We start from the raw sequence: 23,146 nt of genomic DNA, 5'->3' as shown, positions 1-23,146 counted from the left end.
CCCATGCGCATCTCACGACGAGACCTGCTCAAGGGAGCGGCCGTTGCGGGAGCGACCACCGCGCTCGCCGGGACCGCGTCCGCTCGAGAAGCCGTCGAGCCGCGCCCCCAGGCGGTGGGGATGCTCTTCGACGCCACCCTGTGCGTCGGCTGCCGCGCCTGCCAGAGCGCGTGCAAGCGCGCCAACAAGCTGCCGGTGGACCTCGAGACCGGCGAGACCGGCGGCCAGTACGACGCGCCCCGCGACCTCAACAGCAGCACGAAGAACGTCATCAAGGCGGTCGAGGCGGCGAACGGCCCGACCTACATGAAGCAGCAGTGCATGCACTGCGTCGACCCGTCCTGCGTGTCGGTCTGCATGATGGGCGCCCTCCACAAGGAGGGCGAGGGGAAGAAGAAGCTCCCCGGCGAGCGCGCCGGCAGCGGCATCGTCGTCTACGACAAGAACACCTGCGTCGGCTGCCGCTACTGCCAGATCGGCTGCGCGTTCAACGTGCCGAAGTTCGAGTGGTTCGACGCGTTCCCGCTCATCGTGAAGTGCGAGCTGTGCCGGCACCGCGCCGACCCGAAGCAGGAGGGGCTCCTCTCCATCGCGAACCCGGCCTGCTGCGAGGTCTGCCCCCGCGAGGCGGTCGTCTACGGCCGCCGCGAGGAGCTGCTCGCCGAGGCGAAGCGGCGCATCGCCGCCTCCCCCGCGCGCTACCAGCAGCACGTCTACGGCGAGAAGGAGGGCGGCGGCACCCAGGTGCTGTACCTCGCCCCCGCGGGCGTCTCGTTCACGCAGCTCGGGCTGCCGGAGCTGCCGGACCGCTCCCAGGCCTCGTTCTCGGAGAGCGTCTCCCACGCCCCGTACCTGCACGGCGTCACGCCGGTCGCGCTGTACCTCGGCATGGCCGCGCTCATCGCGCGGAACCGGAAGAGGGAAGAGGCGGCCGAGCACCGCGAGGAGGGCAAGTAGATGAGCGCCCACGATCATCCGAAGGCCATCGGCGGGAGCCTGCTCGACCGCTCGATGCTGGTGCTGCTCGCGCTGTTCGGCGTCGCCGCCGTGGTGATGGCCTACCGCTTCTTCGCCGGCGTCGGGCCGGTGTCGAACATGACGGACGGCTTCACCTGGGGCATCTGGGAGCCGGTGAACGTCGTCGTCTTCACCGGCATCGGCGCGGGCGCGTACTCGGTCGGCCTGCTCTGCTACCTCCTCAACAAGGGCCAGTACCACGGCCTCGTGCGGCCGGCGGTGCTCGTCGGCGCCATCGCCTACACGCTGGGCGGCAGCTCGATCATGATCGCGCTCGGCCGGTACTGGAACTCGTACCTGCTGCCGTGGATCCCCTGGTGGAACCTCAGCTCCGCGCTGCTCGAGGTCGCCATCTGCGTCATCGTCTACGTGACGGTGCTGTGGATCGAGGTGCTGCCCTCGATCCTCGACGGCGCCGCCGCGAGCCGCTCGCCGCGCTGGGCGGCCATCGGCAAGACCTGGGGCCCGCGGCTCGCGAAGGCGATGCCCTACATCATCGCGCTCGCGATCCTGCTCCCCACGATGCACCAGAGCTCCCTCGGCGGCCTGATGCTGATCGCCGGCCCCAAGATCCACCCGCTCTGGCACACGGCGCTCCTGCCCACGCTGTTCCTCGTCTCCTGCCTGTCCATGGGGTTCGGCGCGGTCGTGGCGCTCGTCACGATCCTGAACCTCACCTGGAACGCCAAGCACGACCCGAAGCTCTTCGCGGACATGTCCAAGGTGAACGCGGGCATGCTGCTCTTCTACGTGGTGCTCCGCGTGGCGGACGTGGTTTGGAGCGGCAAGCTCCGCTTCCTCGCGCTCGACTTCCCCACGCTCCTGTTCGTGGCCGAGCTCGCGCTCTTCCTCGCCCCCGCGCTCATGTTCCTCTCGCCGCGCGTGCAGCGGAACAAGGGCCGGATGTTCGGGGCGGCGCTGCTCGCCGTCGCGGCGGGCGCCGCGTACCGCGTCGACGCCTACCTCACCATGTACCGCCCGGCCGGGTGGACCGCGGACGGCAAGCCCATCGCCGCCGGCTGGAACTACTGGCCGTCGCTGGGCGAGACGATCGTCACGGTGGGCATGGCGGCCGTCGGCGTCGCGCTCTTCATCTTCGTCTCCCGCAAGTTCCCCGTCGTGGTCGTCGAGGACGTCCGCGACGAGCACACCCACGTCGGCAGCGGCCCCGCGAAGGCCGCCGCCAGCCGCTAGGCAGAGAGGTGAACGTCCATGGGTAAGCTCATCACCATCGACCCCGTCACTCGGATCGAGGGCCACCTCCGCATCGACGTCGAGGTGGACGGCGGGGCGGTCAAGAACGCCTGGTCCTCCGGGACCATGTGGCGCGGCATCGAGACCATCCTGCAGGGCCGCGATCCGCGCGACGCCTGGGTGTTCACGCAGCGCATCTGCGGCGTGTGCACCACCGTGCACGCGATCGCCTCGGTGCGCAGCGTCGAGAACGCGCTCGGCCTCGAGATCCCGCTCAACGCGCAGCTCATCCGCAACGTGATCATGAGCGCCCACGCGCTCCACGATCACATCGTCCACTTCTACGCGCTCTCCGCGCTCGACTGGGTGGACGTGGTCGCCGCGCTGAAGGCGGACCCGGAGAAGGCGGCGAACCTCGCCGACTCGCTCGGCCTGCAGTGGGCGGGCAACTCCAAGCACGCCCTCAAGGCGGTGAAGGAGAAGGTGGCGGGCTTCGTCGCGGCCGGCCAGCTCGGCATCTTCACCAACGGCTACTGGGGCCACCCGGCGATGAAGCTCCCGCCGGAGGTGAACCTCCTCGCCGTCGCGCACTACCTGCAGGCGCTCGACGTGCAGCGCAAGGCGAACCAGGTCGTCGCGATCCTCGGCTCGAAGACGCCGAACATCCAGAACCTCGCGGTGGGCGGCGTCGCGAACGCCATCAACCTGGACAGCCCCGCGGCGCTCAACATGGAGAAGCTGTACCAGGTGAAGACGCTCCTCGAGGAGGTCGTCACCTTCGTGCAGCAGGTCTACCTGCCGGACGTCGCGGCCATCGCGGCGAGCTACCCGGACTGGCTCAAGTACGGCGCGGGCGTGACGAACTACCTCGCCGTGCCGGACATGCCGACCGACGTGAAGATGACCCGGTTCGACCTGCCCGGCGGCGTCATCTGGAACGGCGATCTCTCGAACGTGAAGCCGGTCGCGAGCTGGAACGACGACTACCTGAAGCAGAACGTCACGGAGTCGATCGCCCGCGCCTACTACGAGGGCGACACCGTCCGCCAGCCGTGGGAGGGCCAGACGAACCCGAAGTACACGGGTGAGTGGAAGGCGGAGACGCCCGCGCCCGAGAAGTACACGTGGGTGAAGGCGCCGCGCCTCGAGGGCAAGCCCGTGCAGGTGGGCCCGCTCGCGCAGGTGCTCGTCGGCTACGCCGGCGGCCACGAGAGCATCAAGAAGTGGGCGGACTTCTGCCTCGGCACCGCCGGCAAGATCGCGGGCGTGAAGCTCACGCCGGCGGTCCTGCACTCGACGCTCGGCCGCCACGCCGCCCGCGCGATCCGCGCGGCGACCATGGGCGAGCTCGCGCTCAAGCACTGGAAGCTCCTCGTCGAGAACATCGGCAAGGGCGACACGGCGATCTTCGTCGACCCGATGAAGAACCTGAAGCCCGGCACGTACAAGGGCGTCGGCTTCCACGAGGCGCCGCGCGGCACGCTCTCGCACTGGTCGGTCATCGAGACCGACGGCAAGACGATGAAGCTCGCCAACTACCAGGCGGTCGTGCCGTCCACCTGGAACGCCGGCCCGCGCGACGCGAAGGATCAGCTCGGCCCCTACGAGAAGTCGCTCGTCGGGAACCCGATCGCCGACCCGAAGCTCCCGCTCGAGGCGCTCCGCACGATCCACTCGTTCGATCCGTGCCTCGCCTGCGCGATCCACACCGTGGACGCGGAGGGCGAGGAGCTCGCGCGGGTGAAGGTGCTGTAGCCACGAGCCTTTCCGTGGCCGCTCGCCCCGAGCTGTCGAAGGGCGAGCGGCGCGCGGCCGGCACGCGCGGTAGAACCGATCCCGTCCCGGACTCCCTCCCGGGGCGGGATTCTCTTTCGACGCAGGAGCCTCATGTCCCCCCGCATCGCCGTCATCGGCATCGGCAACGTGCTCACCGGCGACGACGCCGTGGGCCCGCACGTGGTCCGCGTGTTCGAGGCGCGCCACGCGGTCCCGCCCGACGTGCAGGTGATGGACGCCGGCACCCCCGGCTACGACCTCACCGCGTTCATCGCCGGGCTCGAGGGGCTCGTCCTCGTGGACGCGGTGAAGGCGAAGGCCGCGCCGGGCACGCTGCGCGTCTACGACAAGGAGGAGCTGCTGCACAAGGCGCCGGTCCTCGCCATGAGCCCGCACGAGCCCGGAGTCCGCGAGGCCCTCATGAACGCGGAGTTCATGGGCGTCTCTCCGAGGACGGTGAAGCTCGTCGGCGTGGTCCCGGCGAGCGTGGCGACCGGGATCGGCCTCTCGCCGGAGGTGCGCGCGGCGATCGACGGCGCCGTCGCCCAGGTCGCGAAGGAGCTCGCGGCGCTCGGGGTGGCGGTGACGGAACGCGTTCCGCCGGCAGCGCCGGATCTGTGGTGGGAGAAGCCGCGGGGGTGAAGGCGAGGCACGGCCGGCGCCGCGCCGCGCCGTTATGAGAGCCGGAGACGATGCGGACCGATCCCCTACAGCGCGCGCCCGCCGGTCGGCGCCTGACCGTGAGCGGCACGGTCCAGGGCGTCGGCTTCCGGCCCTTCGTGTACCGGCTCGCGCACGCGCTCGGGCTCGCGGGGCGCGTGCGGAACGACGCGTCCGGCGTGACGGTCGAGGCGTTCGGACCTGCCGCCGCGCTCGACGAGCTCGAGCGGCGGCTCCGGAGCGACCGGCCGCCGGCGGCGGTCATCGAGACGCTCTCGAGCGAGCCCATCGCGGCGGAAGGGCTGGAGGGGTTCGAGATCGTCGCGAGCGGCCCCGCCGCCGAGCGGCGCGCGGCCATCCCGCCCGACCTCGCCACCTGCGCCGCCTGCGAGCGAGAGGTCTTCGACCCGCGCGACCGCCGCCACCGCTACCCGTTCACGAACTGCACGGACTGCGGCCCGCGCTTCACCATCGCGCACGGCGCCCCCTACGACCGGCCGGCCACGACCATGGCCGGGTTCACGATGTGCCCGGCGTGCGCGCGCGAGTACGCCGATCCTCTCGACCGCCGCTTCCACGCGCAGCCGAACGCCTGCCCCGCCTGCGGGCCGCGCGTGCGTGTCGTCGCGCGCGACGGCTCGGCGGTCGAGGTGACGGATCCCATCGGCCAGGTCGGCCGCGCGCTCGCCGCGGGCGCCATCGCCGCGGTGAAGGGCCTCGGCGGCTTTCACCTCGCCTGCGACGCGACCTCGAGCACGGCGGTCGCGACGCTGCGCGCCCGCAAGCGCCGCGAGGAGAAGCCGCTCGCGGTGATGGTCCGCGACCTCGCCGCGGCGCGTGCGCTCGCGGACATCGGCGAGGCGGAGGAGGCGCTGCTCGCCTCGGTCGAGCGCCCCATCGTGCTGTGCCGCCGACGACCGGAAGCGGCCCTCGCGCGGGAGCTCGCGCCGGACAGCCCGCTCGTGGGCCTCCTCCTCCCCTACGCGCCGCTCCACCACCTCCTCCTCGAGGCCGCGGGCCGGCCGCTCGTGATGACGAGCGGCAACCTCTCGGAGGAGCCCATCGCCTTCGAGGACGACGAGGCGGTCCGGCGGCTCGGCGGCATCGCCGACCTCTTCCTCGTGCACGACCGGCCCATCGCCTCGCGCTGCGACGACTCGGTCGCGCGGACCATCGCGGGCCAGCCGCTCGTCATGCGCCGCTCGCGCGGCTACGTCCCGCGCCCGGTGATCGTCCACCGCCGCTTCGCGCGCCCCGTCCTCGCGGTCGGCGCGCAGCTCAAGAACACGTTCTGCCTCGCGCGCGGCGACGAGGCGGTGCTCGGGCCGCACGTCGGCGACCTCGACAACCTCGAGACCTATGCGGCGTTCGAGGCGGCCATCGCGCGGCTCGAGGGGTTCCTCGCGCTGCGCCCCGAGGTCGTGGCCTGCGATCTCCACCCGCTCTACGTCTCGACCCGCTACGCCCGCGAGCGCGCCGCCGCGCTCGGCGTCCCGCTCGTCGAGGTGCAGCACCACCACGCGCACGCCGCGGCCGCCATGGCCGAGCACGGCCTCGACGGCCCGGTGCTCGCGCTCGCCTGGGACGGCACCGGCCTCGGCCCGGACGGCACCGCCTGGGGCGGCGAGCTCCTCCTCGCCGAGCGCGGCCGCTTCGAGCGCCTCGCCACGTTCCGGCCGCTCGCCCTCGCCGGCGGCGACCGCGCCATCCGCGAGCCGTGGCGCCTCGCGCTCGCGGCGCTGCTCGACGCCTTCGGAGAGGACGCGCCGGTCGCGGACCTCCCGCTCTTCCGCGCGGTCCCCGCGGCCGAGCTCGCCGTCGTGCGCCGCCTGCTCGCGACCGGCCTCAACTCGCCGCGCGCCCACGGCGTGGGCCGCGCCTTCGACGCCGCCGGCGCGCTCGCGCTCGGCCGTGGCGTCTCCCATTACGAGGGGCAGGTCGCGCTCGCGCTCGACAACGCCGCCGGCTCGGCGAGCTCGTGCGAGGCGCCCTACCCGTTCGACGTCGACACGGGCGCCCCCGTCGCGGAGCTCGACCTGCGCCCGCTCTGGCGCGCCCTCGTCGCGGACGTCCTCGCCGGCACCGCGCCCGCGGCGATCTCGGCCCGCTTCCACGCCACGCTCTCCCGCGCCGGCGCCGAGCTCGTCCGGCACGCCAGCCGGGCGACCGGGCGGCTGCCCGTGGTGCTCACCGGCGGCTGCTTCCAGAACGCCCGGCTGACCGAGGGCCTCCTCGGCGAGCTTTCGGCGGATTTCGCGGTATACCCACACGGTCAGGTGCCCCCCGGCGACGGTGGGATCGCGCTCGGCCAGGCGCTCGTCGCGGACGCGCGCGCGCACCCGTAATCGGAGAGCCCAACACATGTGCCTCGGCGTTCCAGGGAAGGTCCTCGCCATCGACGGGATGAGCGCGACGGTGGACTTCTTCGGCGTGAGGAAGGAGCTCCGCCTCGACATCGTGGACGAGCCGGTGTCGGTCGGGGACTACGTCCTGAACCACGTCGGCTTCGCCATCCGGCGCATCCCGCCCGACGAGGTGCAGGAGACGCTCGCGCTGTTCGACCAGATCCTCGACGTCTCCGGCGCGAAGGCGGACCTCATGGCCGCCGACGTGCGGGGCGAGATCGCGGCGGCGAAGCACAAGGAGTAGCGAGCCGCCGGCGCGGCGCTCCGGCGAGCGCGCGGTGGCGTGGAGACCCCATGGCAGCGAAGGATCTCTTCCAGGAGCTCAAGTTCCGCGACCCGGTGCGCGCGCGCGCCCTCTCCGAGGCGATCGGGCACGAGGTCGCTGCGCTCGGGCGGCGCGTCTCGGTCATGCACGTGTGCGGCAGTCACGAGCAGGCCATCGCGCGCTTCGGCCTGCGCGCCGTGCTGCCGCCGGACCTCGAGCTCATCATGGGCCCGGGCTGCCCGGTCTGCGTCACCGACGGCCCCGAGGTGGACGAGGCGGTCGCGCTCGCGGTCCAGGGCGCGCGCGTGTGCACCTACGGTGACATGCTGCGCCTACCCGGGACCGCGCGGTCGCTCGCGGACGCCCAGGCCGAGGGCGCCAAGGTCGACGTCGTCTACTCCGTGTCCCAGGCGCTCGAGCTCGCCGAGAAGCACCCCGCGGACGAGGTGGTCTTCCTCGGCTCCGGCTTCGAGACCACGGCGGTCGCCACCGCGGCGGTGGCGCTCGCGAACCCGCCGAAGAACTTCTCCATCCTGTCGGTGCACAAGTACGTCCCGGCCGCGATGAACGTCGTCGCCGAGAGCCCGGAGACGAACATCGAGGGCTACATCGCGGCGGGCCACGCCGCCATCATCACCGGCTGGGGCATCTTCGAGCCGTTCGCCGCGCGCACCGGCAAGCCGGTGGTGGTCGCCGGCTTCGAGCCGCTCGACATCCTCGCCGCGATCCTCAAGCTCACCGAGCTCATGCGCGCCGGGAAGCCCGAGGTCGCGAACGTCTACCCGCGCTGCGTGACGAAGGAGGGCAACCTCGCCGCGCAGCGCTCGCTCTGGAAGGTGTTCCGCCCGGTGACCGGCAGGTGGCGCGGCATCGCCGAGGTCCGCGATGGGAACCTCGACCTCACGCCCGAGTACGCGCACCTCGACGCGCGCAAGCGCTTCCGCATCGACACCTCGCCGGTGCGCGACGAGGAGGCCGAGGAGGCCGCGAAGGGCTGCATCTGCGGCTCGATCATGCTCGGCCTCGCGAACCCGGGCGACTGCGCGCTGTTCGGCAGGGCCTGCGTCCCCGAGTCGCCGGTGGGCGCCTGCATGGTGTCGTCGGAGGGGCAGTGCCGCATCTGGCACACCTACGGCGGCGTCCCGGATCTCAGGAAGGTGGGGACCTAGATGGAGAAGCCCCAGGCGAAGATCGGGCTCAAGCACGGCTCGGGCGGGCGCGCGATGCGCCAGCTCATCGAGGACGTGTTCCTCACCCTCGCCTCCCCGGTGGACGGCATCGGCCTCTCGGCGCTCGACGACGGCGCGGCCATCCGCGTCGGCGATCGCTGGCTCGTCGTCACCACCGACTCCCACGTCGTGCACCCCATCTTCTTCCCGGGCGGCGACATCGGTCGGCTCAGCGTCTCCGGCACCGTGAACGACCTCGCCATGATGGGCGCGACCGAGCCGCTCGGCCTCACCTGCGCGGTGGTGCTCGAGGAGGGCTTCCCGCGCGCCGACCTGGAGCGCGTCGTGGCCTCGATGCGCGAGACGGCGCGCGAGGCGAACGCGCCCATCGTCACCGGCGACACCAAGGTGATGGGCAAGGGCGAGGTGGACGGGATCGTCCTCAACACGACCGGCGTCGCGCTCGCCGATCGCGTCGTCAGCGACGCGGGCCTGCGCGCCGGAGACCTCGTCATCGTCACCGGCACCATCGGCGACCACGGCATGGCCATCATGTCGCGCCGCCACGACCTGCGGCTCGAGGGCGACCTCCGCTCCGACGTGGCGCCGCTCAACGGGCTCGTCCGCGAGGCGCTCCGCGCCGGCGGCGAGGACGTGGTGGCGATGAAGGACCCGACCCGCGGCGGCGTCGCGGGCGTGCTCCACGAGATGGCCGCGAAGGGCAAGGTCGGCATCGTCATCGACGAGACCGCGCTGCCGGTGCGCGACGAGGTGCGCGCCGCGGGCGAGATGATCGGCATCGACCCGCTCCTCGTCGCGAACGAGGGCAAGGCGGTCATCGGCGTGCGGGCGCGCTCGGCGGACAAGGTCCTCGCCGCGCTGCGGGCCCATCCGCTGGGCGCCTCGGCGATCGTCATCGCCACCGCCATCGGCGAGCGGCCCGGCGCGGTCATCCTCGACACCGGGTTCGGCAAGCGCATGCTCGCGGAGCCCGAGGGCGAGCTCCTCCCGCGGATCTGCTAGGCGCGGAATGCACGAGTACTCCCTCGTCGAGGCGCTCGTCACCCGCGTGGAGGCGGAGGCGAAGAAGCGCGACGCGATCGCGGTGCACAAGCTCTCCGTCCGCGTGGGCGAGCTCTCGGGCGTCGATCCCGAGCTCTTCCAGACCGCCTACGAGACGTTCCGCGCGGGCACGATCTGCGCGGGCGTCCCGCTCACCCTCACCCGCGTCGCGGCGAGCTGGTCCTGCCCGCGCTGCAGGACGCCCATCGCGCGCGGCGCCATCCTGCGCTGCCCGGCCTGCGACACGCCCGGCAAGCTCGACGACGGCTCCGACGCGCTGACCCTCGACGGCATCGAGATGGAGGTCCCCTGATGTGCACGACCTGCGGCTGCGGCGACACCGAGCTCGTCCCGGTGGAGCTCCACGAGAAGATCCTGGCCGGGAACGACCGCGCCGCGCGCCACAACCGCGAGCACTTCCTCGAGGCGCGCGTCCTCGCCCTGAACCTCATGGGCTCGCCCGGCGCGGGCAAGACCGCCGTGCTCGAGGCGACCGCGAAGGCCGCGGCCGCGAAGGGCTGGAGGCTCGGCGCCGTCTCCGCCGATCTCGCGACCGACAACGACGCGCGCCGGCTCCAGAAGGCGGGCATCCCCTCGAAGGCAATCACCACCGGCCAGGCCTGCCACCTGGACGCCGAGCTCGTGCACCGCTCGCTCCACGACTTCCCCTGGCGCGACACCGACATGTTCTTCATCGAGAACGTCGGCAACCTCGTCTGCCCGGCCATCTACGACCTGGGCCAGGCGGCCAACGTGGTGGTGCTCTCCGTCACCGAGGGCGAGGACAAGCCGCTCAAGTACCCGGTGATGTTCAACGCCGCCGACCTCGTGCTGCTCACGAAGTGCGATCTCGTCCCGCACCTCGACGTCGAGCTCGCCAAGATCCACGACGCGCTCGCGCGCGTGATGCCGCGGCCGCGGGTGATCGAGGTCTCCGCCCGCACCGGCCAGGGGATGGACGCGTGGGTGGCGTGGCTCGAGGAGCTGCGCGACGGGATCGGCCTCGGCGGCGCGGACGCGTATGCCCACGGCCACGAGCACTCGCACGCGCATTCGCACGAGCACGCCCACGGTGACGAGCGCCACTCGCATGCCCACTCCCACGACGGGCACGAGCACGAGCACGGCAGCGCGGATCACCACGGGCACGCCCGCGGCGGGAAGCACGACCACGACTGAGCGCCGCGCTCAGTCAGTCGCTCCGCGCGACCCGCCCACCCTCACCCTCCCGAGCGCCCGCTCGAAGGCGTCGAGGTCCGCGATGGCCTGCACGCGCGGCGCTCCGGCCTGCGCTGCGGCGTCCGCCCCGGCCCCGCCGACCCACACCTCCACGCTCGCTGGCAGCTCGCGCGCGACCGCGGCGACGGCCTCGAGGGCCTGCGGCGAGGCACCCCCGGTGAGGCCGAGCACGACCACGCGCGCGGCGGCGTACTGCGCCGCGGCGACGACCTCCGCGGCGGGGAGGCTCGGTCCGAGGTAGATCGCGCCGAGGCCCGCGATCGCGGCCACGAGCGCGGCGGCGAGCGTCCCGAGCTCGTGCAGCTCGCCCTCGGGCGTCGCGAGCACGAGGCGGGGCGCGTTCTCGTGGATGGGCTGCAGCCGCACGAGCGCGCCGAGCAGGCTCCGCAGCTCCGAGGAGACGAGGTGCTCCTGCGTGACGGAGAGCCGCCCCTCGTGCCACCCCTCGCCGACGGCGCGCAGGAGCGGGAGGGCCACGTCGCGCGCGAGCGCGTGAGCGGGGAGGACCGCGGCGAGGTGGGAGAGCTCGCGGCGGAACGCGGCGGGCTCGAAGCGCTCGATCGCCGCCCGCAAGCTCGCGAGATCGACCGGCGCTCCGGGGCGCAGGAGCTCCGGCTCGCCTCCTCCCGAGGCGACCAGCGCGCGGAGCTCGTCCAGAGGCAGCGCCGCGATGCGCCCGATCGCGTGCCCGCGCCCGACCGCCTGCGCGAGGAGCCGGAGCCGCTCCACGTCCTCCTCGGAGTAGAGCCTCCCGCGCTCGTCGCGCTGCGGCTCGACCACCCGGTAGCGCCGCTCCCACGCACGCAGCGTGTCGACCGAGATCCCGGTCAGCCTCGACACCGCGCGGATGGGGTAGCGCAGCGAGCTCATCCCGGGTGCCGATAACGTCGCCGCGTGCGCACGTCCAGCGGCTGCCCGCGATCTGTCACTTGCCCATCCAGGGGCCCAGGCTCCCGCCGCGGGGCGCGCGTCCTGGGGAGCGCTCGGAGCGCGCCGGCGCGATGCGGCTCGGTTCGGTCAGCCCACTCGCGGGGCGATGAAGCGCCTGGCACGAAGTGTTGCCGGGGCGGCGCTCCGGCTTCACCGGGCGACGCGCGCGCCGCTCACACCGCCCGCGGCACGAGGTCGCCCGCGTCCGGCAGCACGAGGACGGTCGCCTCGCGTCCGACGCGCTCGCGGGCGCTCGCGATCGCGGCCGCGAGGTCGGGCGCGAAGGTCGCGTAGGTCTCGCGCACCGTCGCCTCGTCCATCCCGGAGACGAGCAGCACCGTCGCGCCGGCGGGCAGGTAGCGCCGCACGCCGAGCTCGAAGATCCCCTCGTTCACGACCTGCAGCGGACCGGTGCCCTCCGGGCACTCCGCCGCCACGATCACCACGCCGCCCTCGCGGAGCAGCAGCCCCGCGGGCGGGATGAGCTTCGAGGCCTGGTAGAGCGAGCCCGACACCGGCAGCGGCGCGGAGACGATCACCACGTCCGCCTTCGGCGCCTCGACCTCGCACCAGGGCCGCGCGAGGCGGACGCCCTCGCGGTGGGCGTAGACGACGTCGCCCGCGACCGCGCCCACGATCGTGCCGCCCGCCTCGACGACATTCACGAGGTAGGTGTCGCGACCGATCCGCCGCACCGCCTCCTCGAGATCCTCGCGGCACGGGTTCCCGTCGGCGCGGCCGAGCGCCGAGGTCTCCTCCGCCTTGAGCCGGTGGTTCTGGCGGATGTCCACGTCGTGGCCGAGCCCGGGGAAGATCCCCTTCGCGCCTCCGCCCCAGCCCGCGAAGTAGTGCGGCTTCACGCGGCCCGTCGAGACGATGAGGTCCGCCTCGGCGACGCAGCGGTTCACCCGGATGCGCGTGCCGCGGCTCGTCCGGCCCATCTCCACCATCGACGCGTCGTCGCGGGCGTCGTGGTTCACCACCCGGTGCCGGCCGAGGACGGCGGCGGGCAGGCCGAGCCGCTCGAGCGGCTTGGGGCCGTGCGTCCCGTTCGCCACCGCGATCGTGAGGTGGTCGTCCGGTACCGCGCCGAGCGCGCGCCGAACCGCCGCGAAGAGCTCCGCGCGCGGCTCGTCGCGCGAGGCGTCGCTCACGATCACCACCACGCGCGTGCGCGCCGTCGCGACCGTCGCGAGCGGACGCGCGCCGACGGGATGGGCGAGCGCTGCGTCGATCGCCGCCTCGAGATCCGGCACGGGGGGCGGAGTGGGCGGGAGGAGCACGCGCGCGCCGGGGAGGTCCGGGAGCGCGAGGGGGCGGGTGCCGTAGCCGAGGAGGACGGTCACGGGGGCATTGTACGTCCGCGGGCGCGAGCGGGCGCAATGGCGACCGACCGCCCGTGGTTCGACAGGCTCACCACGAGCGGTGCGTGCAGTCGAGCCTGTCGAAGGGCGAGCGCGCCACGACCGCCCTCGAGCTGACCGTCACGTCCGAGCCGGCGCTCCGGGCTCCACGGACCGCGCCGGCGCGTCGCCGTTCGCCACGTCCGCGGCAGGGAGCGCCGCGGCGATGCGGCGGCGCACCTCGTCCTTGAGCCGGCCCGCGTCCTCGGGCCTCAGGCCGGCGGTGGGGACCGGCTCGAGGATGCGCGCGTAGGCGCGGCACGGCCGGACCCACGGGCTCCCCTTCGGCATGCCCTGCGCCGCACCGTGCACCGCGACCGGCAGGATCGGCACCCCCGCCTCGATCGCGAGCCGGAACGCGCCCGACTTGAAGGGCAGGAGCTTCGCGCTCGTGCTCCGCGTCCCCTCCGGGAAGATCATCACGTTCATGCCGCGCTCGAGGTAGCGGCGCGCCTTCGCGAGCGCCTCGCCGCCGCTCTCCGAGTCGCCGCGCCGGACCGGGATGTCGCCCGAGAGGCGGAACATCCAGCCGACCCAGGGCACCTTGAAGAGCGACTCCTTCGCGATCCACTTCATCTCGCGAGGGAGCTTCGAGAGCATGAGGATGTCCAGCATCGACTGGTGGTTCGCGACGACCACGTACGCCTGCCGCCCGCGCGGCCAGCGCCCCTCGATGCGCAGCCGCCAGGGCGGGAACGTCCGCGTGACGGCCACGGCGACGAGCCGCGAGAAGCGGCCCGCGACCGCGCGGTTCCGGTCGAACGGGAACGTGACGGCGAAGAGCAGCACCTGCAGCGGCAGCGCGAGCAGGATGACGAGGCCGGTGAAGAAGTAGCCGATCGCGGCGATGACGGGCACGGGCGAATGGTCCTGAGCGGACGTCACCGTCCGGTCACGGCGGCGACGGGCACGGCGGGGGGTGAGAGCTCGGGGCGGGCGAGATGGTGCTGCGTCTTCGCCTGGAAGAGGGCCGCCACCGAGAGGAGGCGCCCCTCCTCGAGCGGAGGCCCGACGAGCTGCAGCGAGAGGGGCAGCTTGCCGGAGAAGCCCATCGGGAGCGCCACCGCCGGGAGCCCGGCCACGTTGCCGGCCGCGCCGAGGGGGTCGGGGCTCTCCGAGATGGCGTCGAAGTTCTCCTCGACGCGCGGCGGCACGAAGGGGACGTTGGGCGCGAGGACGAGGTCGAAGCGCGAGAAGAAGCCGGCCAGCGCGCGCTGGATCTCGCCGCGGACGCGCATCGCGCGGACGTAATCCGAGGCGTTCGCCTTCGGCAGGTAGTCCTCGGGGCTCTTCGTGCGGTGCGAGGCGTCGGCGAGCTCGCGCGTGCGGCCGGAGCGGATGAGCTCCTCGAAGGCGGTCGCCGCCTCCGCCTCGATGAGGAACCCGGCGAGCGCCTCGTACGGGAGGTCCGGGAGCGCCGCGGGCTCGAGGAGCGCGCCCGCCTCGCGCAGCACTCCCTCCGCCGCGGCGAACGCCTCGCGCGCGCCGGCCGCGGGCTCGGGCGGCTTGTCGGGGAAGCCGAGCACCGCGACCCGGAGCCCCCGCGCCACCTCGGGACGGATCCGCTTGACCGGGGGCGACGAGATGGCGCTCGGGTCGCGCGCGTCAGGCCCCGCGATGACGTCGAGCACGAGCGCGCAATCCCGCGCGCTGCGCGCCATCGGCCCGAGCTTGTCCATCGTGTACGAGAGCGCCATCGCGCCGTGGCGCGGGACGACCCCGTACGTCGGGCGGAGCCCCGTCACGCCGCAGAACGCCGACGGCCAGGTGATGGAGCCCCAGGTCTCCGAGCCGATGGCGAACGCGACGAGCCCCGCCGCCACCGCCGAGCCGGCGCCCGAGGACGACCCGCCCGCCCATCGCGCGAGATCCCACGGCGTGCGGCACGGGCCGTTCAGGGCCGCCTCGCCGGTGTGATAGCCGAGCCCGCCCGCGAGCTCGACCATGGAGAGCTTGCCGAGCAGCACCGCTCCCGCCTGCGAGAGCCGCGTGACGATCGCCGCGTCGCGCTCGGGCACGCGGCCCGCGTAGGGCGCCGCGCCGAAGGTGGTGCGGATCCCCTTCGTGTCGACGAGGTCCTTGAGGCCGTACGGCACGCCGTGCAGCGGCCCGCGCCAGCGGCCGGCGGCGAGCTCCGCCTCCGCCGCGCGCGCCTCGGCCAGCGCGCGCTCCGGCGTCACTGTGACGAAGCAGCCGAGCCGCGCCGCGTACGCGTCGATGCGCGCGAGGTACGCCTCGGCGAGCTCGACCGGCGAGAGCTCGCGGGCGCGGAGCTTCTGGGAGAGCGCCTGGACTCCGGAGAACAGGACGTCGTCGGAGACGGCCACGCTAGGCTCCCGGGCGCGCCGGGGCGGCGCGGAAGACGAAGGCGGGCTCGGCGTCGAGGGCGAGCGGGAACGCGCGCAGCGGCGCGATCACGTCCGGGCCTGGAGCGGCGCGGGCGGGCGCAGGGGCGGGCGGCGCGCCGGAGGGGTCCGCTCCCTGGCTCGGGGCGCCGGGCGCGGCGGCGTGCACGCCCGCGCAGCCCGCGGCGAGCGCGGGGGCGAGCGCCATGATCCGCAGGAAGTCGCGGCGAGGTGTCGCGGTCACGGCCGGTTGGCTGTCGTCCATGCCGCGTTCCTAGCACAGCGGGGCGCCGCCCGCCGCCGCCTCCGCCGGGACAGGTGCTAACATCTCGCCTGCGTGCCCGAGCTCGCGCCGATCCCCCTGCCCTTCCTCGGCCTCGACTCGGTGGAGACCCTCCGCCGGATGGCGGACGCGCTCCCGGACGGGCTGTTCCTCACGGATCGCGAGGGGACGGTCACGTTCTGGAACCGCGCCGCGGAGCGGATCACCGGCTGGCCCCGGAGCGAGGCGATCGGCCAGCGCTGCTCGATCCTGGCCGGGGACTCGGTGAACGGCTGCCCCTGCGGCGCCGGGCTCCTGAAGTGCGGGGTCGCCGAGCGATCCCGCTCCTCGCTCTGCTGCACGATCCGCAAGCGAGACGGAGCACCCCAGCTCATCGTGAAGAACGCGGTCCCGCTCTTCGCGGCGGACGGCCTGCCGGCGGGGACGCTCGAGACGTTCACGGACGTGGCGAGCGCACCGATCGCCACCGCGCCGCCCGCCGGACCCGCCGAGCCCGCGGCGCTCCGGGACGACGGAGCACCCGCCGGGGAGCTGTGCGGCCTCGTCGGTGGTCACGAGGTGATGCGCGAGCTCTTCCGGATGATCGCGCTCGTCGCCCGCACCCGCACGACCGTGATGATCACGGGCGAGAGCGGCACCGGAAAGGATCGCGTCGCCGAGGCGATCCACCGCCTGGGAGCTCGCGCCCAGCGGCCGCTCGTGCGCGTGTCGTGCGCTGCGCTCGGCCCGGCCGCGCTCGACGTCGAGCTGTTCGGCGACGCCGACGGCCGGCGCCGCGGCAAGATCGCGGAGGCGGACGGCGGAACGCTCGTCCTCGACGAGGTCGGCGACGCGCCCCCCGCGGTGCAGGCGAAGCTCCTGCGCGTCGTCGAGGAGCGCGCGTCCGGCCGTGCTGGCGAGGAGCGCCCCCTCGCGGTGGACGTGCGCCTCCTCTGCACGACGCACCGGGACCTGCGCCCCTTCGTGAAGGACGGGCGCCTCCGCGCAGACCTCTACTTCCGGCTGGCCGCGTTCCCGCTCCGCGTCCCGCCCTTGCGGGAGCACGCCGAGGACGTGCCGCTGCTCGCGGAGCGCTTCCTCTCGGAGCTCGGCTCGGGGCGCGGCCTGTCGAAGGACGCGCTGCGCCTCCTGCGCGCGTACCCCTGGCCCGGCAACGTCCGCGAGCTCCGGAACGCGCTCGAGTACGCCGCGCTGCGTGCCGGACCGGGCGAGATCCGGCCGGAGCACCTCCCGCGGGACGTGCTGGGGTTCCGCGCGGAGCGCCGGTCCGCGCCGGGCGCCGCGCCCGACCCGGAGGCCGAGGCGCGGCGCGCGCTCGTCGAGGCGCTCGAGCGGACGGGCTGGAACCGCACGCAGGCGGCGGAGCTGCTCGGCGTCTCGCGGGTCACGCTCTGGAAGCGGATGCGCCGGCTCGGCATCGCCGACCCGGGCGAGCGCTGACGGCGGCGCGCCGCTCGGGCAGGATTCTCCCGTGCCCGAGCTGCCGGACATCGAGGTGTACGTCGAGGCCGTCGCTGCGCGCGTGCAGGGGAAGCCGCTCCTCGGCGTCCGGCTCGGGAGCCCGTTCGTGCTGCGCTCCGTGGACCCGCCGCTGGAGGAGGCCCGCGGCAAGCGCGTCGAGGCGGTGCGGCGCGTGGGCAAGCGCGTCGTGCTCGCGCTCGAGGGCGAGCTGTTCCTCGCGATCCACCTCATGATCGCGGGCCGGCTCCACTGGCGCGACGAGGGGGCGAAGCTCCCCGGCCGCGTGGGGCTCGCGGCGCTCGACTTCCCCGGCGGCTCGCTCGTGCTCACCGAGGCGGGCACGAAGCGCCGCGCCTCGATCCACCTCGTGCGCGGGGCGGAGGCGCTCGCGGCGCTCGACCGCGGGGGCCTCGAGCCCCTGGGCGTGGATCCCGGCGCGTTCCGCGCGGCGCTCACGCGCGAGAACCACACCCTGAAGCGCGCCCTCACCGACCCCCGGCTCTTCTCGGGGATCGGCAACGCCTACTCGGACGAGATCCTGCACCGCGCCCGGCTCTCGCCGGTGACCCTCACCTCTCGGCTCGGCGACGAGGAGATCGCGCGGCTGCACGCGGCGACGCAGGCGGTGCTCTCCGAGTGGACCGAGCGCCTGCGCCGCGAGGCGGCCGGCGGCTTCCCGGAGGGCGTGACCGCGTTCCGTCCGGAGATGGCCGTCCACGGCCGGCACCGCCAGCCGTGCCCGGTGTGCGGGACCGCGGTGCAGCGCATCGTGCGGGCGGAGAACGAGGTGAACTACTGTCCGCGATGCCAGACCGGCGGGCAGATCCTGTCGGACCGATCGCTCGCGCGGCTCCTCAAGGAGGACTGGCCTCGCACGATCGAGGAGCTCGAGCGGAACCCCGCGCTCGGCGCCACGCGCCCGCCGCCCGTGGCGGCGCGGAGAGGGAAGAAGCGCTGAGGAGAGGGAGGGGCGGAGTGCGGCGGCGAGAGCGCGTCTGAACTCGACCGCGACCCCGACCCCGACCTGACCGCCCGGCCGCGGCCCCCGCCCGCAGCGCGCCGCTCCCCAGCGCTCGCCCACTCGCCGCGGCATCACCGCGATCTCGACCTGTCGGCCCCCCGGCCACGACGGGCCCCCTACCGCGCAACAGACCCCGAACTCATCGGTGCTCCAACGTTCTACCGAGCGCCCGCCCGCCTTGCTGCCCCCAGGGTGCTAGCTCGCTGGTAGGATCTGCGTGCTGGACGGCGCGCTCACGGCTCCTCTGCAGCCTCTTTTTCGCCCGCCTCGTCGATCGTGCCCCCTCCGGGGAATAACGATCGGTCCCCCTCACGTTCGGTTCGCGTTGGGCCGCTCGCTGCCTCGCCTGGTGTGCAAGCGGCTCCAAGGTGCCTCCAGGCACGCACACCGAGGCGGGTGCCCCCAAGGGCCTGCCGCAACGACGAGGCGAGCACGTGCCCGAGCCGACGCAGCGCCCCATCCGCCGAATCGCCCTTCTCCTCCTCGCCGCAACCATCGCCGCACCGCTCCCTGCAGCCGCCGCGCAGGTCTGGACGGCGCTCGCCGCGGAGAAGATCCGGCCCGGCGCGACCGCGAGGTCGGACTCGAGCGCGCGGATCGCCGCCGCGCGGAACGAGTTCGAGGCCTTCCAGGTGGTCGTCACCGGCGCGGCCACGAACGTGCGCGCCGCGGCGAGCGAGCTGACGGGCGCCGGCACGATCGGCGGCGTGCGTCTGTACCGGGAGGCGCTCATCCAGGTGCAGACCGCCTCGGCGCTCGACGGCGCGACCGGACCCTGGCCGGACGCGCTCGTGCCCGACGTCGACGAGGTCGCCAACGAGCGGCGGAACGCCTTCCCGTTCAGCGTGCCGGCGAGCGAGAGCCGGGCGATCTGGGTGGAGGTCTTCGTGCCGCCCGAGGCGCCCGCCGGCGACTACACCGGCAGCGTGAGCGTGTCCTGGGACGGCGGCTCCGCGACGGTGCCGGTGACGCTCACGGTCTGGCCGTTCACCCTGCCCTCGACCGCGTCGCTCAAGACCGCGTTCGGCTTCACCTACGGCGCCATCCCGAGCGGCCACGGCGTCTCCGCCGCCGACGCGTTCGCGGCGATCCGCGCGCGCTACGGGCAGCTCGCGCTCGATCACCGCATCACGCTGTCCCACGTCGACGACGGCAGCTCCGCCCTCGATCACGCCGACGCGCTCTACGGCCCCACGCTCGACGGGACGGCGGCGACGGCGCTGCGCGGCGCGCGCATGACCGCCTACGAGCTCCTCTACGACCCGAAGAGCTGGTCCTCCTTCTTCGACGGGAAGGGCTGGCTCGACCGGCTCTTCCAGTACACCTGTGACGAGCCGCCCCTCACCTGCGCCTGGTCGGACATCCCCGGACGCGCCGCCGCCGCGCACGCGGCGAACGTCCGCACCCTCGTGACGACGTCGATCCAGGAGGCCGACGCGAACGGCGTCACGAGCTCCATCGACGTGATCGTGCCGGTGATCAACTACCTCGACGATCGGGAGGGGACGTTCGCGGGCAACCAGCGCTCGAAGTACGACGCCTTCCTCGCCGCCTCGCCGCGGCGCGAGATCTGGGGCTACCAGAGCTGCATGAGCCACGGCTGCGGCGGCACGGTGAACTTCGGCTCGCCGTCCTCGTCCGACCGCTACTTCACCGGCTGGCCGAGCTACATGATCGACGCCTCCGCGGTCCGGAACCGGGCGATGGAGTGGCTCTCGTTCCGCTACCGGCTCTCCGGCGAGCTCTACTGGGAGACGGCGTACGCGTTCACCCACGACGCCTGGACGAACCAGTGGGACTTCAACGGGAACGGCGACGGGACGCTCTTCTACCCGGGCACGCCGGCGAAGATCGGCGGCACGACGCACATCCCGGTCGCCTCGATCCGGCTCAAGATGATCCGCGAGGGGATGGAGGACTACGAGTACCTGAAGCTCCTCTCCGACGCCGGCGACGACGCGTTCGCGCGGCAGATCGCGGACTCGCTCTTCCCGAACGCGTACTCCACGGAGGTCGCGCCCGCGGCGCTCATGACCGCGCGCGAGCAGCTCGCCAGGCGGATCGTGTCGCTCGGCGCGACGGCCCCCACGCCGCCGGGCGATCCGGCGCCGCTGCCCCCCTCGCCGCCGTCCTCGTCGCCCCCGCTCCAGGCCGGTGCCGCGGGCACCCTCGTCCGCGGCGGCTGCGCCGCCGGCGGCAGCTCCGGGCTCCTCGCCCTCGTCGGCCTGGTCGGCACGCTGCGCTTCCGCCGCCGGCGGGCGCGCTGAGCGCGCGCGAGGAGACACACTCACGCTGGGTGAATGCGGGCATGCCGGGCGTCTCCGGCACGCCCGCTCGTCCTCTCGTGCCCCCCGAAAGCCGCAGCGCGTCGCTGCGCCACGTCGCGTCAAATGTGGAGCGCTCAGGTGCGGTTGCGGTGCGGTGCCGGGGTCGTCGCCTTGACACTACCGGGCCATGTGCGTTGTGTTCGCGCACCACCCTTACGCAAAGCGCGAAGGAAGGACCATGGCCACGGACTTCACCCCGCCGAAAAACCCGCCGTCCGCACCCATCCCGAAGAAGAAGATCCGGCGGGAGGACGCGCTCGCGTACCACTCGTCCGGCCGGAAGGGGAAGATCGAGGTCGTCGCCACGAAGCCCATGGCGACCGCGCGCGATCTGGCGCTCGCCTACAGCCCCGGCGTCGCCGAGCCGTGCCTCGAGATCGAGAAGGACCAGGATCTCTCCTACCTGTACACGGCGCGCGGCAACCTCGTCGGCGTCATCTCCAACGGCACCGCCGTCCTCGGCCTCGGCGACATCGGCGCCGCGGCGGGCAAGCCCGTCATGGAGGGCAAGGGCGTCCTCTTCAAGCGCTTCGCCGACATCGACGTCTTCGACATCGAGGTCGACCAGAAGGACGTCGACGCCTTCTGCAAGGTGGTGAAGGCGCTCGAGCCCACCTTCGGCGGCGTGAACCTCGAGGACATCAAGGCGCCGGAGTGCTTCATCATCGAGGAGCGGCTGAAGCGGGAGATGCAGATCCCGGTCTTCCACGACGACCAGCACGGGACCGCCATCATCTCGGGCGCCGCGCTCCTCAACGCGCTCGAGCTCGCGGGCAAGGACATCGCCAAGGTGAAGGTGGTCGTGTCCGGCGCCGGCGCGTCCGCCATCGCCTGCACCAAGTTCTACCTCTCGCTCGGCGTGCGCCGCGAGAACGTGGTGATGGTGGACACGAAGGGCGTCATCTACCGCGGCCGCACCGAGGGGATGAACGAGTGGAAGGCGGAGTTCGCCGCCGAGACCAAGGCGCGCACCCTCGCCGACGCGATGAAGGGCGCGGACGTCCTGCTCGGCTGCTCCGCCAAGGGCATGGTGGACCAGGACATGGTCCGCTCGATGGCGAAGGACGCCATCGTGTTCGCCCTCGCGAACCCCGACCCGGAGATCAGCTACCCCGAGGCGAAGGAGGCGCGCCTCGACGTCATCATGGCCACCGGGCGCTCCGACTACCCGAACCAGGTGAACAACGTCCTCGGCTTCCCCTACATCTTCCGCGGCGCGCTCGACGTCCGCGCGAAGGGGATCACGGAGGACATGAAGATGGCGGCGGCCCGCGCGCTCGCCGCCCTCGCCAAGGAGGACGTGCCCGACTCCGTCTCGCGCGCCTACGGCGGTGAGAAGTTCCGCTTCGGCCGTGACTACATCATCCCGAAGCCGCTCGACCCGCGCGTGCTGCTCTGGGTCGCCCCGGCGGTGGCGAAGGCCGCGATGGACACCGGCGTCGCCAGGCAGAAGATCGACCTCGGCGAGTACCGCGACCGCCTGCGCAAGATGCAGAGCCGCGCGAACCAGGTGATGGGCTCCATCACCTCCAAGGCGAAGAAGAAGCTCACGCGCATCGTCTTCCCGGAGGGCCACCACCCGAAGATCCAGCAGGCGGCGGAGATCCTGCGCGAGGAGGCGATCTGCGAGCCCGTGCTCCTCGGCCCGGTGGACGCCATCCAGCGCTCCATCGCCGACCAGCGGCTCGACGACCTCGACGGCGTCACGGTCATCGACCCGATGACGAGCGACCAGTTCAGCCGCTACGTCGCCCGCTACTGGGAGATCCGCCGCCGCCGGGGCGTGACCTTCGAGGAGGCGCAGCGGCGGGTCCGCATGCGGAACTACTACGCGGCCGTGATGGTCGAGCAGGGCGCGGCGGACGGGCTCGTCACCGGCCTCACCTCCGGCTACGCGGCCGCGGTGCGGCCGGCGCTCGAGGTGGTCCGCACGCGGCCGGGGCAGCGCGCCGCCGGCGTCTACATCGTGGTCACGAAGAACGACTTCAAGTTCTTCGCCGACTGCACCGTGAACGTGGACCCGTCCGCCGCCGAGCTCGCCGAGATCGCGCTCACCACGAGCGACCTCGCCCGCTACTTCGACGTCGTGCCGCGCGTGGCGATGCTCTCGTACTCGAGCTTCGGCTCCGCCGCGGGCGACAGCCCGCGCAAGATGGCGATCGCCACGGACCTCGTGCGGCAGCACAGCCCCGACCTCGAGGTCGACGGCGAGATCCAGGTCGACATCGCGACGAACACCGAGGTCCGCGTCCCGGAGTTCCCCTTCTCGACGCTCAAGGACAACGCGAACGTGTTCGTGTTCCCGAACCTCGACGCCGCGAACATCTGCTACCAGATGCTCGCGAACGTCGCGGGCGCCGAGGTGATCGGCCCGGTGCTCATCGGCATGCAGAAGCCGGTGAACGTGCTGCAGATGGGCTGCTCGGTGCAGTCGATCGTGAACCTCGCGGCGATCACGGCGCTCCGGGCGCAGGGCGAGAAGTTCCTGTTTTGATCTGATCTAACGGGGACTGCGTCCCCGCCCCTGCTCGGCGGGGCCCGTGAACCTGCGCGCCCGCTTTCGCGGGTGCGCGCAGGTTCCCCGCCGGA

19 protein-coding genes and 1 pseudogene are annotated in these 23,146 nt (G+C 73.2%); 15 read left to right on the top strand and 5 right to left on the bottom strand.

All coding sequences use genetic code 11. The features are described 5' to 3' along the window. The first annotated feature begins 3 nt into the window (after nt 1-3). The 10 genes from hybA (at nt 4) to hypB (ending at nt 10,727) form a co-directional block, all read left to right on the top strand. Nucleotides 4-957: a hydrogenase 2 operon protein HybA gene (gene hybA / locus MNY60_RS16785; RefSeq protein WP_242340150.1), complete on the top strand. Its 954-nt coding sequence runs from the start codon at nt 4-6 to the stop codon at nt 955-957. Further along, nucleotides 958-2,211 carry an NrfD/PsrC family molybdoenzyme membrane anchor subunit gene (nrfD, locus tag MNY60_RS16780; protein WP_242340151.1) on the top strand — a complete coding sequence of 418 codons (1,254 nt, stop codon included), beginning with the start codon at nt 958-960 and terminating at the stop codon, nt 2,209-2,211. Between the two features lie 18 nt (nt 2,212-2,229). Beyond that, on the top strand, nt 2,230-3,966 hold the full coding sequence (locus tag MNY60_RS16775; RefSeq protein WP_242340152.1) for a nickel-dependent hydrogenase large subunit: 1,737 nt from the start codon (nt 2,230-2,232) through the stop codon (nt 3,964-3,966). A gap of 132 nt (nt 3,967-4,098) precedes the next feature. Beyond that, on the top strand, nt 4,099-4,629 hold the full coding sequence (locus MNY60_RS16770; protein WP_242361173.1) for a hydrogenase maturation protease: 531 nt from the start codon (nt 4,099-4,101) through the stop codon (nt 4,627-4,629). Nucleotides 4,630-4,679: 50 nt separating this feature from the next. After that, complete coding sequence (gene hypF, locus MNY60_RS16765) at nt 4,680-6,992, top strand: carbamoyltransferase HypF (protein ID WP_242361172.1); 2,313 nt, start codon at nt 4,680-4,682, stop codon at nt 6,990-6,992. 16 nt (nt 6,993-7,008) lie between these two features. Then, nucleotides 7,009-7,296 carry a HypC/HybG/HupF family hydrogenase formation chaperone gene (locus MNY60_RS16760; protein WP_242340155.1) on the top strand — a complete coding sequence of 96 codons (288 nt, stop codon included), beginning with the start codon at nt 7,009-7,011 and terminating at the stop codon, nt 7,294-7,296. 50 nt (nt 7,297-7,346) lie between these two features. Further along, nucleotides 7,347-8,486 (top strand): hydrogenase formation protein HypD, encoded by a 1,140-nt coding sequence (hypD, locus tag MNY60_RS16755; RefSeq protein WP_242340156.1) that lies wholly within the window; start codon nt 7,347-7,349, stop codon nt 8,484-8,486. After that, nucleotides 8,487-9,509 carry a hydrogenase expression/formation protein HypE gene (hypE, locus tag MNY60_RS16750; protein ID WP_242340157.1) on the top strand — a complete coding sequence of 341 codons (1,023 nt, stop codon included), beginning with the start codon at nt 8,487-8,489 and terminating at the stop codon, nt 9,507-9,509. Nucleotides 9,510-9,516: 7 nt separating this feature from the next. Then, entirely contained in the window at nt 9,517-9,861 is a 345-nt protein-coding gene (locus tag MNY60_RS16745) for a hydrogenase maturation nickel metallochaperone HypA (protein WP_242340158.1), read from the top strand. Continuing rightward, on the top strand, nt 9,861-10,727 hold the full coding sequence (gene hypB, locus MNY60_RS16740; protein WP_242340159.1) for a hydrogenase nickel incorporation protein HypB: 867 nt from the start codon (nt 9,861-9,863) through the stop codon (nt 10,725-10,727). Before MNY60_RS16745 ends, hypB begins: the two co-directional genes overlap by 1 nt. 9 nt (nt 10,728-10,736) lie before the next feature. On the opposite strand, the gene MNY60_RS16735 is transcribed toward hypB, so the two are convergent. From MNY60_RS16735 to MNY60_RS16715, 5 genes are all read right to left on the bottom strand, one after another. Further along, nucleotides 10,737-11,657: a MerR family transcriptional regulator gene (locus MNY60_RS16735; protein WP_242340160.1), complete on the bottom strand. Its 921-nt coding sequence runs from the start codon at nt 11,655-11,657 to the stop codon at nt 10,737-10,739. A 233-nt stretch (nt 11,658-11,890) separates the two neighbouring features. Then, entirely contained in the window at nt 11,891-13,063 is a 1,173-nt protein-coding gene (locus MNY60_RS16730) for a lactate racemase domain-containing protein (RefSeq protein ID WP_242340161.1), read from the bottom strand. A gap of 138 nt (nt 13,064-13,201) precedes the next feature. After that, entirely contained in the window at nt 13,202-13,978 is a 777-nt protein-coding gene (locus MNY60_RS16725) for a 1-acyl-sn-glycerol-3-phosphate acyltransferase (RefSeq protein ID WP_242340162.1), read from the bottom strand. A 23-nt stretch (nt 13,979-14,001) separates the two neighbouring features. Continuing rightward, entirely contained in the window at nt 14,002-15,447 is a 1,446-nt protein-coding gene (locus MNY60_RS16720; RefSeq protein WP_242361171.1) for an amidase, read from the bottom strand. A gap of 1 nt (nt 15,448) precedes the next feature. Continuing rightward, nucleotides 15,449-15,730, bottom strand: a complete 282-nt coding sequence (locus MNY60_RS16715; RefSeq protein WP_242361169.1) for a hypothetical protein — start codon at nt 15,728-15,730, stop codon at nt 15,449-15,451. A 72-nt stretch (nt 15,731-15,802) separates the two neighbouring features. Here MNY60_RS16715 and MNY60_RS16710 point away from each other — a divergent pair, with 72 nt between their 5' ends. From MNY60_RS16710 to MNY60_RS24475, 5 genes and pseudogenes are all read left to right on the top strand, one after another. Then, nucleotides 15,803-17,188: a sigma-54-dependent Fis family transcriptional regulator gene (locus MNY60_RS16710; RefSeq protein WP_242361167.1), complete on the top strand. Its 1,386-nt coding sequence runs from the start codon at nt 15,803-15,805 to the stop codon at nt 17,186-17,188. Nucleotides 17,189-17,219: 31 nt separating this feature from the next. Continuing rightward, nucleotides 17,220-18,167, top strand: coding sequence for an Fpg/Nei family DNA glycosylase (locus MNY60_RS16705; protein ID WP_242338875.1), 948 nt, complete (start codon nt 17,220-17,222; stop codon nt 18,165-18,167). Nucleotides 18,168-18,664: 497 nt separating this feature from the next. After that, nucleotides 18,665-20,497, top strand: coding sequence for a DUF4091 domain-containing protein (locus MNY60_RS16700; RefSeq protein WP_242361164.1), 1,833 nt, complete (start codon nt 18,665-18,667; stop codon nt 20,495-20,497). 298 nt (nt 20,498-20,795) lie between these two features. After that, a pseudogene (locus tag MNY60_RS24480) lies at nt 20,796-22,049 on the top strand (malic enzyme-like NAD(P)-binding protein); the annotation flags it as partial. Continuing rightward, the gene (locus MNY60_RS24475; protein ID WP_374109407.1) at nt 22,047-23,051 is read left to right on the top strand and encodes a phosphate acyltransferase; all 1,005 of its coding nucleotides are present in this window, start codon (nt 22,047-22,049) and stop codon (nt 23,049-23,051) included. The pseudogene MNY60_RS24480 and the gene MNY60_RS24475, both read left to right, overlap by 3 nt. Nucleotides 23,052-23,146 lie beyond the last annotated feature (95 nt).

The sequence above is a fragment of the Anaeromyxobacter sp. SG17 genome (assembly GCF_022690695.1).
Classification (GTDB): domain Bacteria; phylum Myxococcota; class Myxococcia; order Myxococcales; family Anaeromyxobacteraceae; genus Anaeromyxobacter; species Anaeromyxobacter soli.
This window is presented reverse-complemented; position numbering and strand designations above follow the sequence as displayed.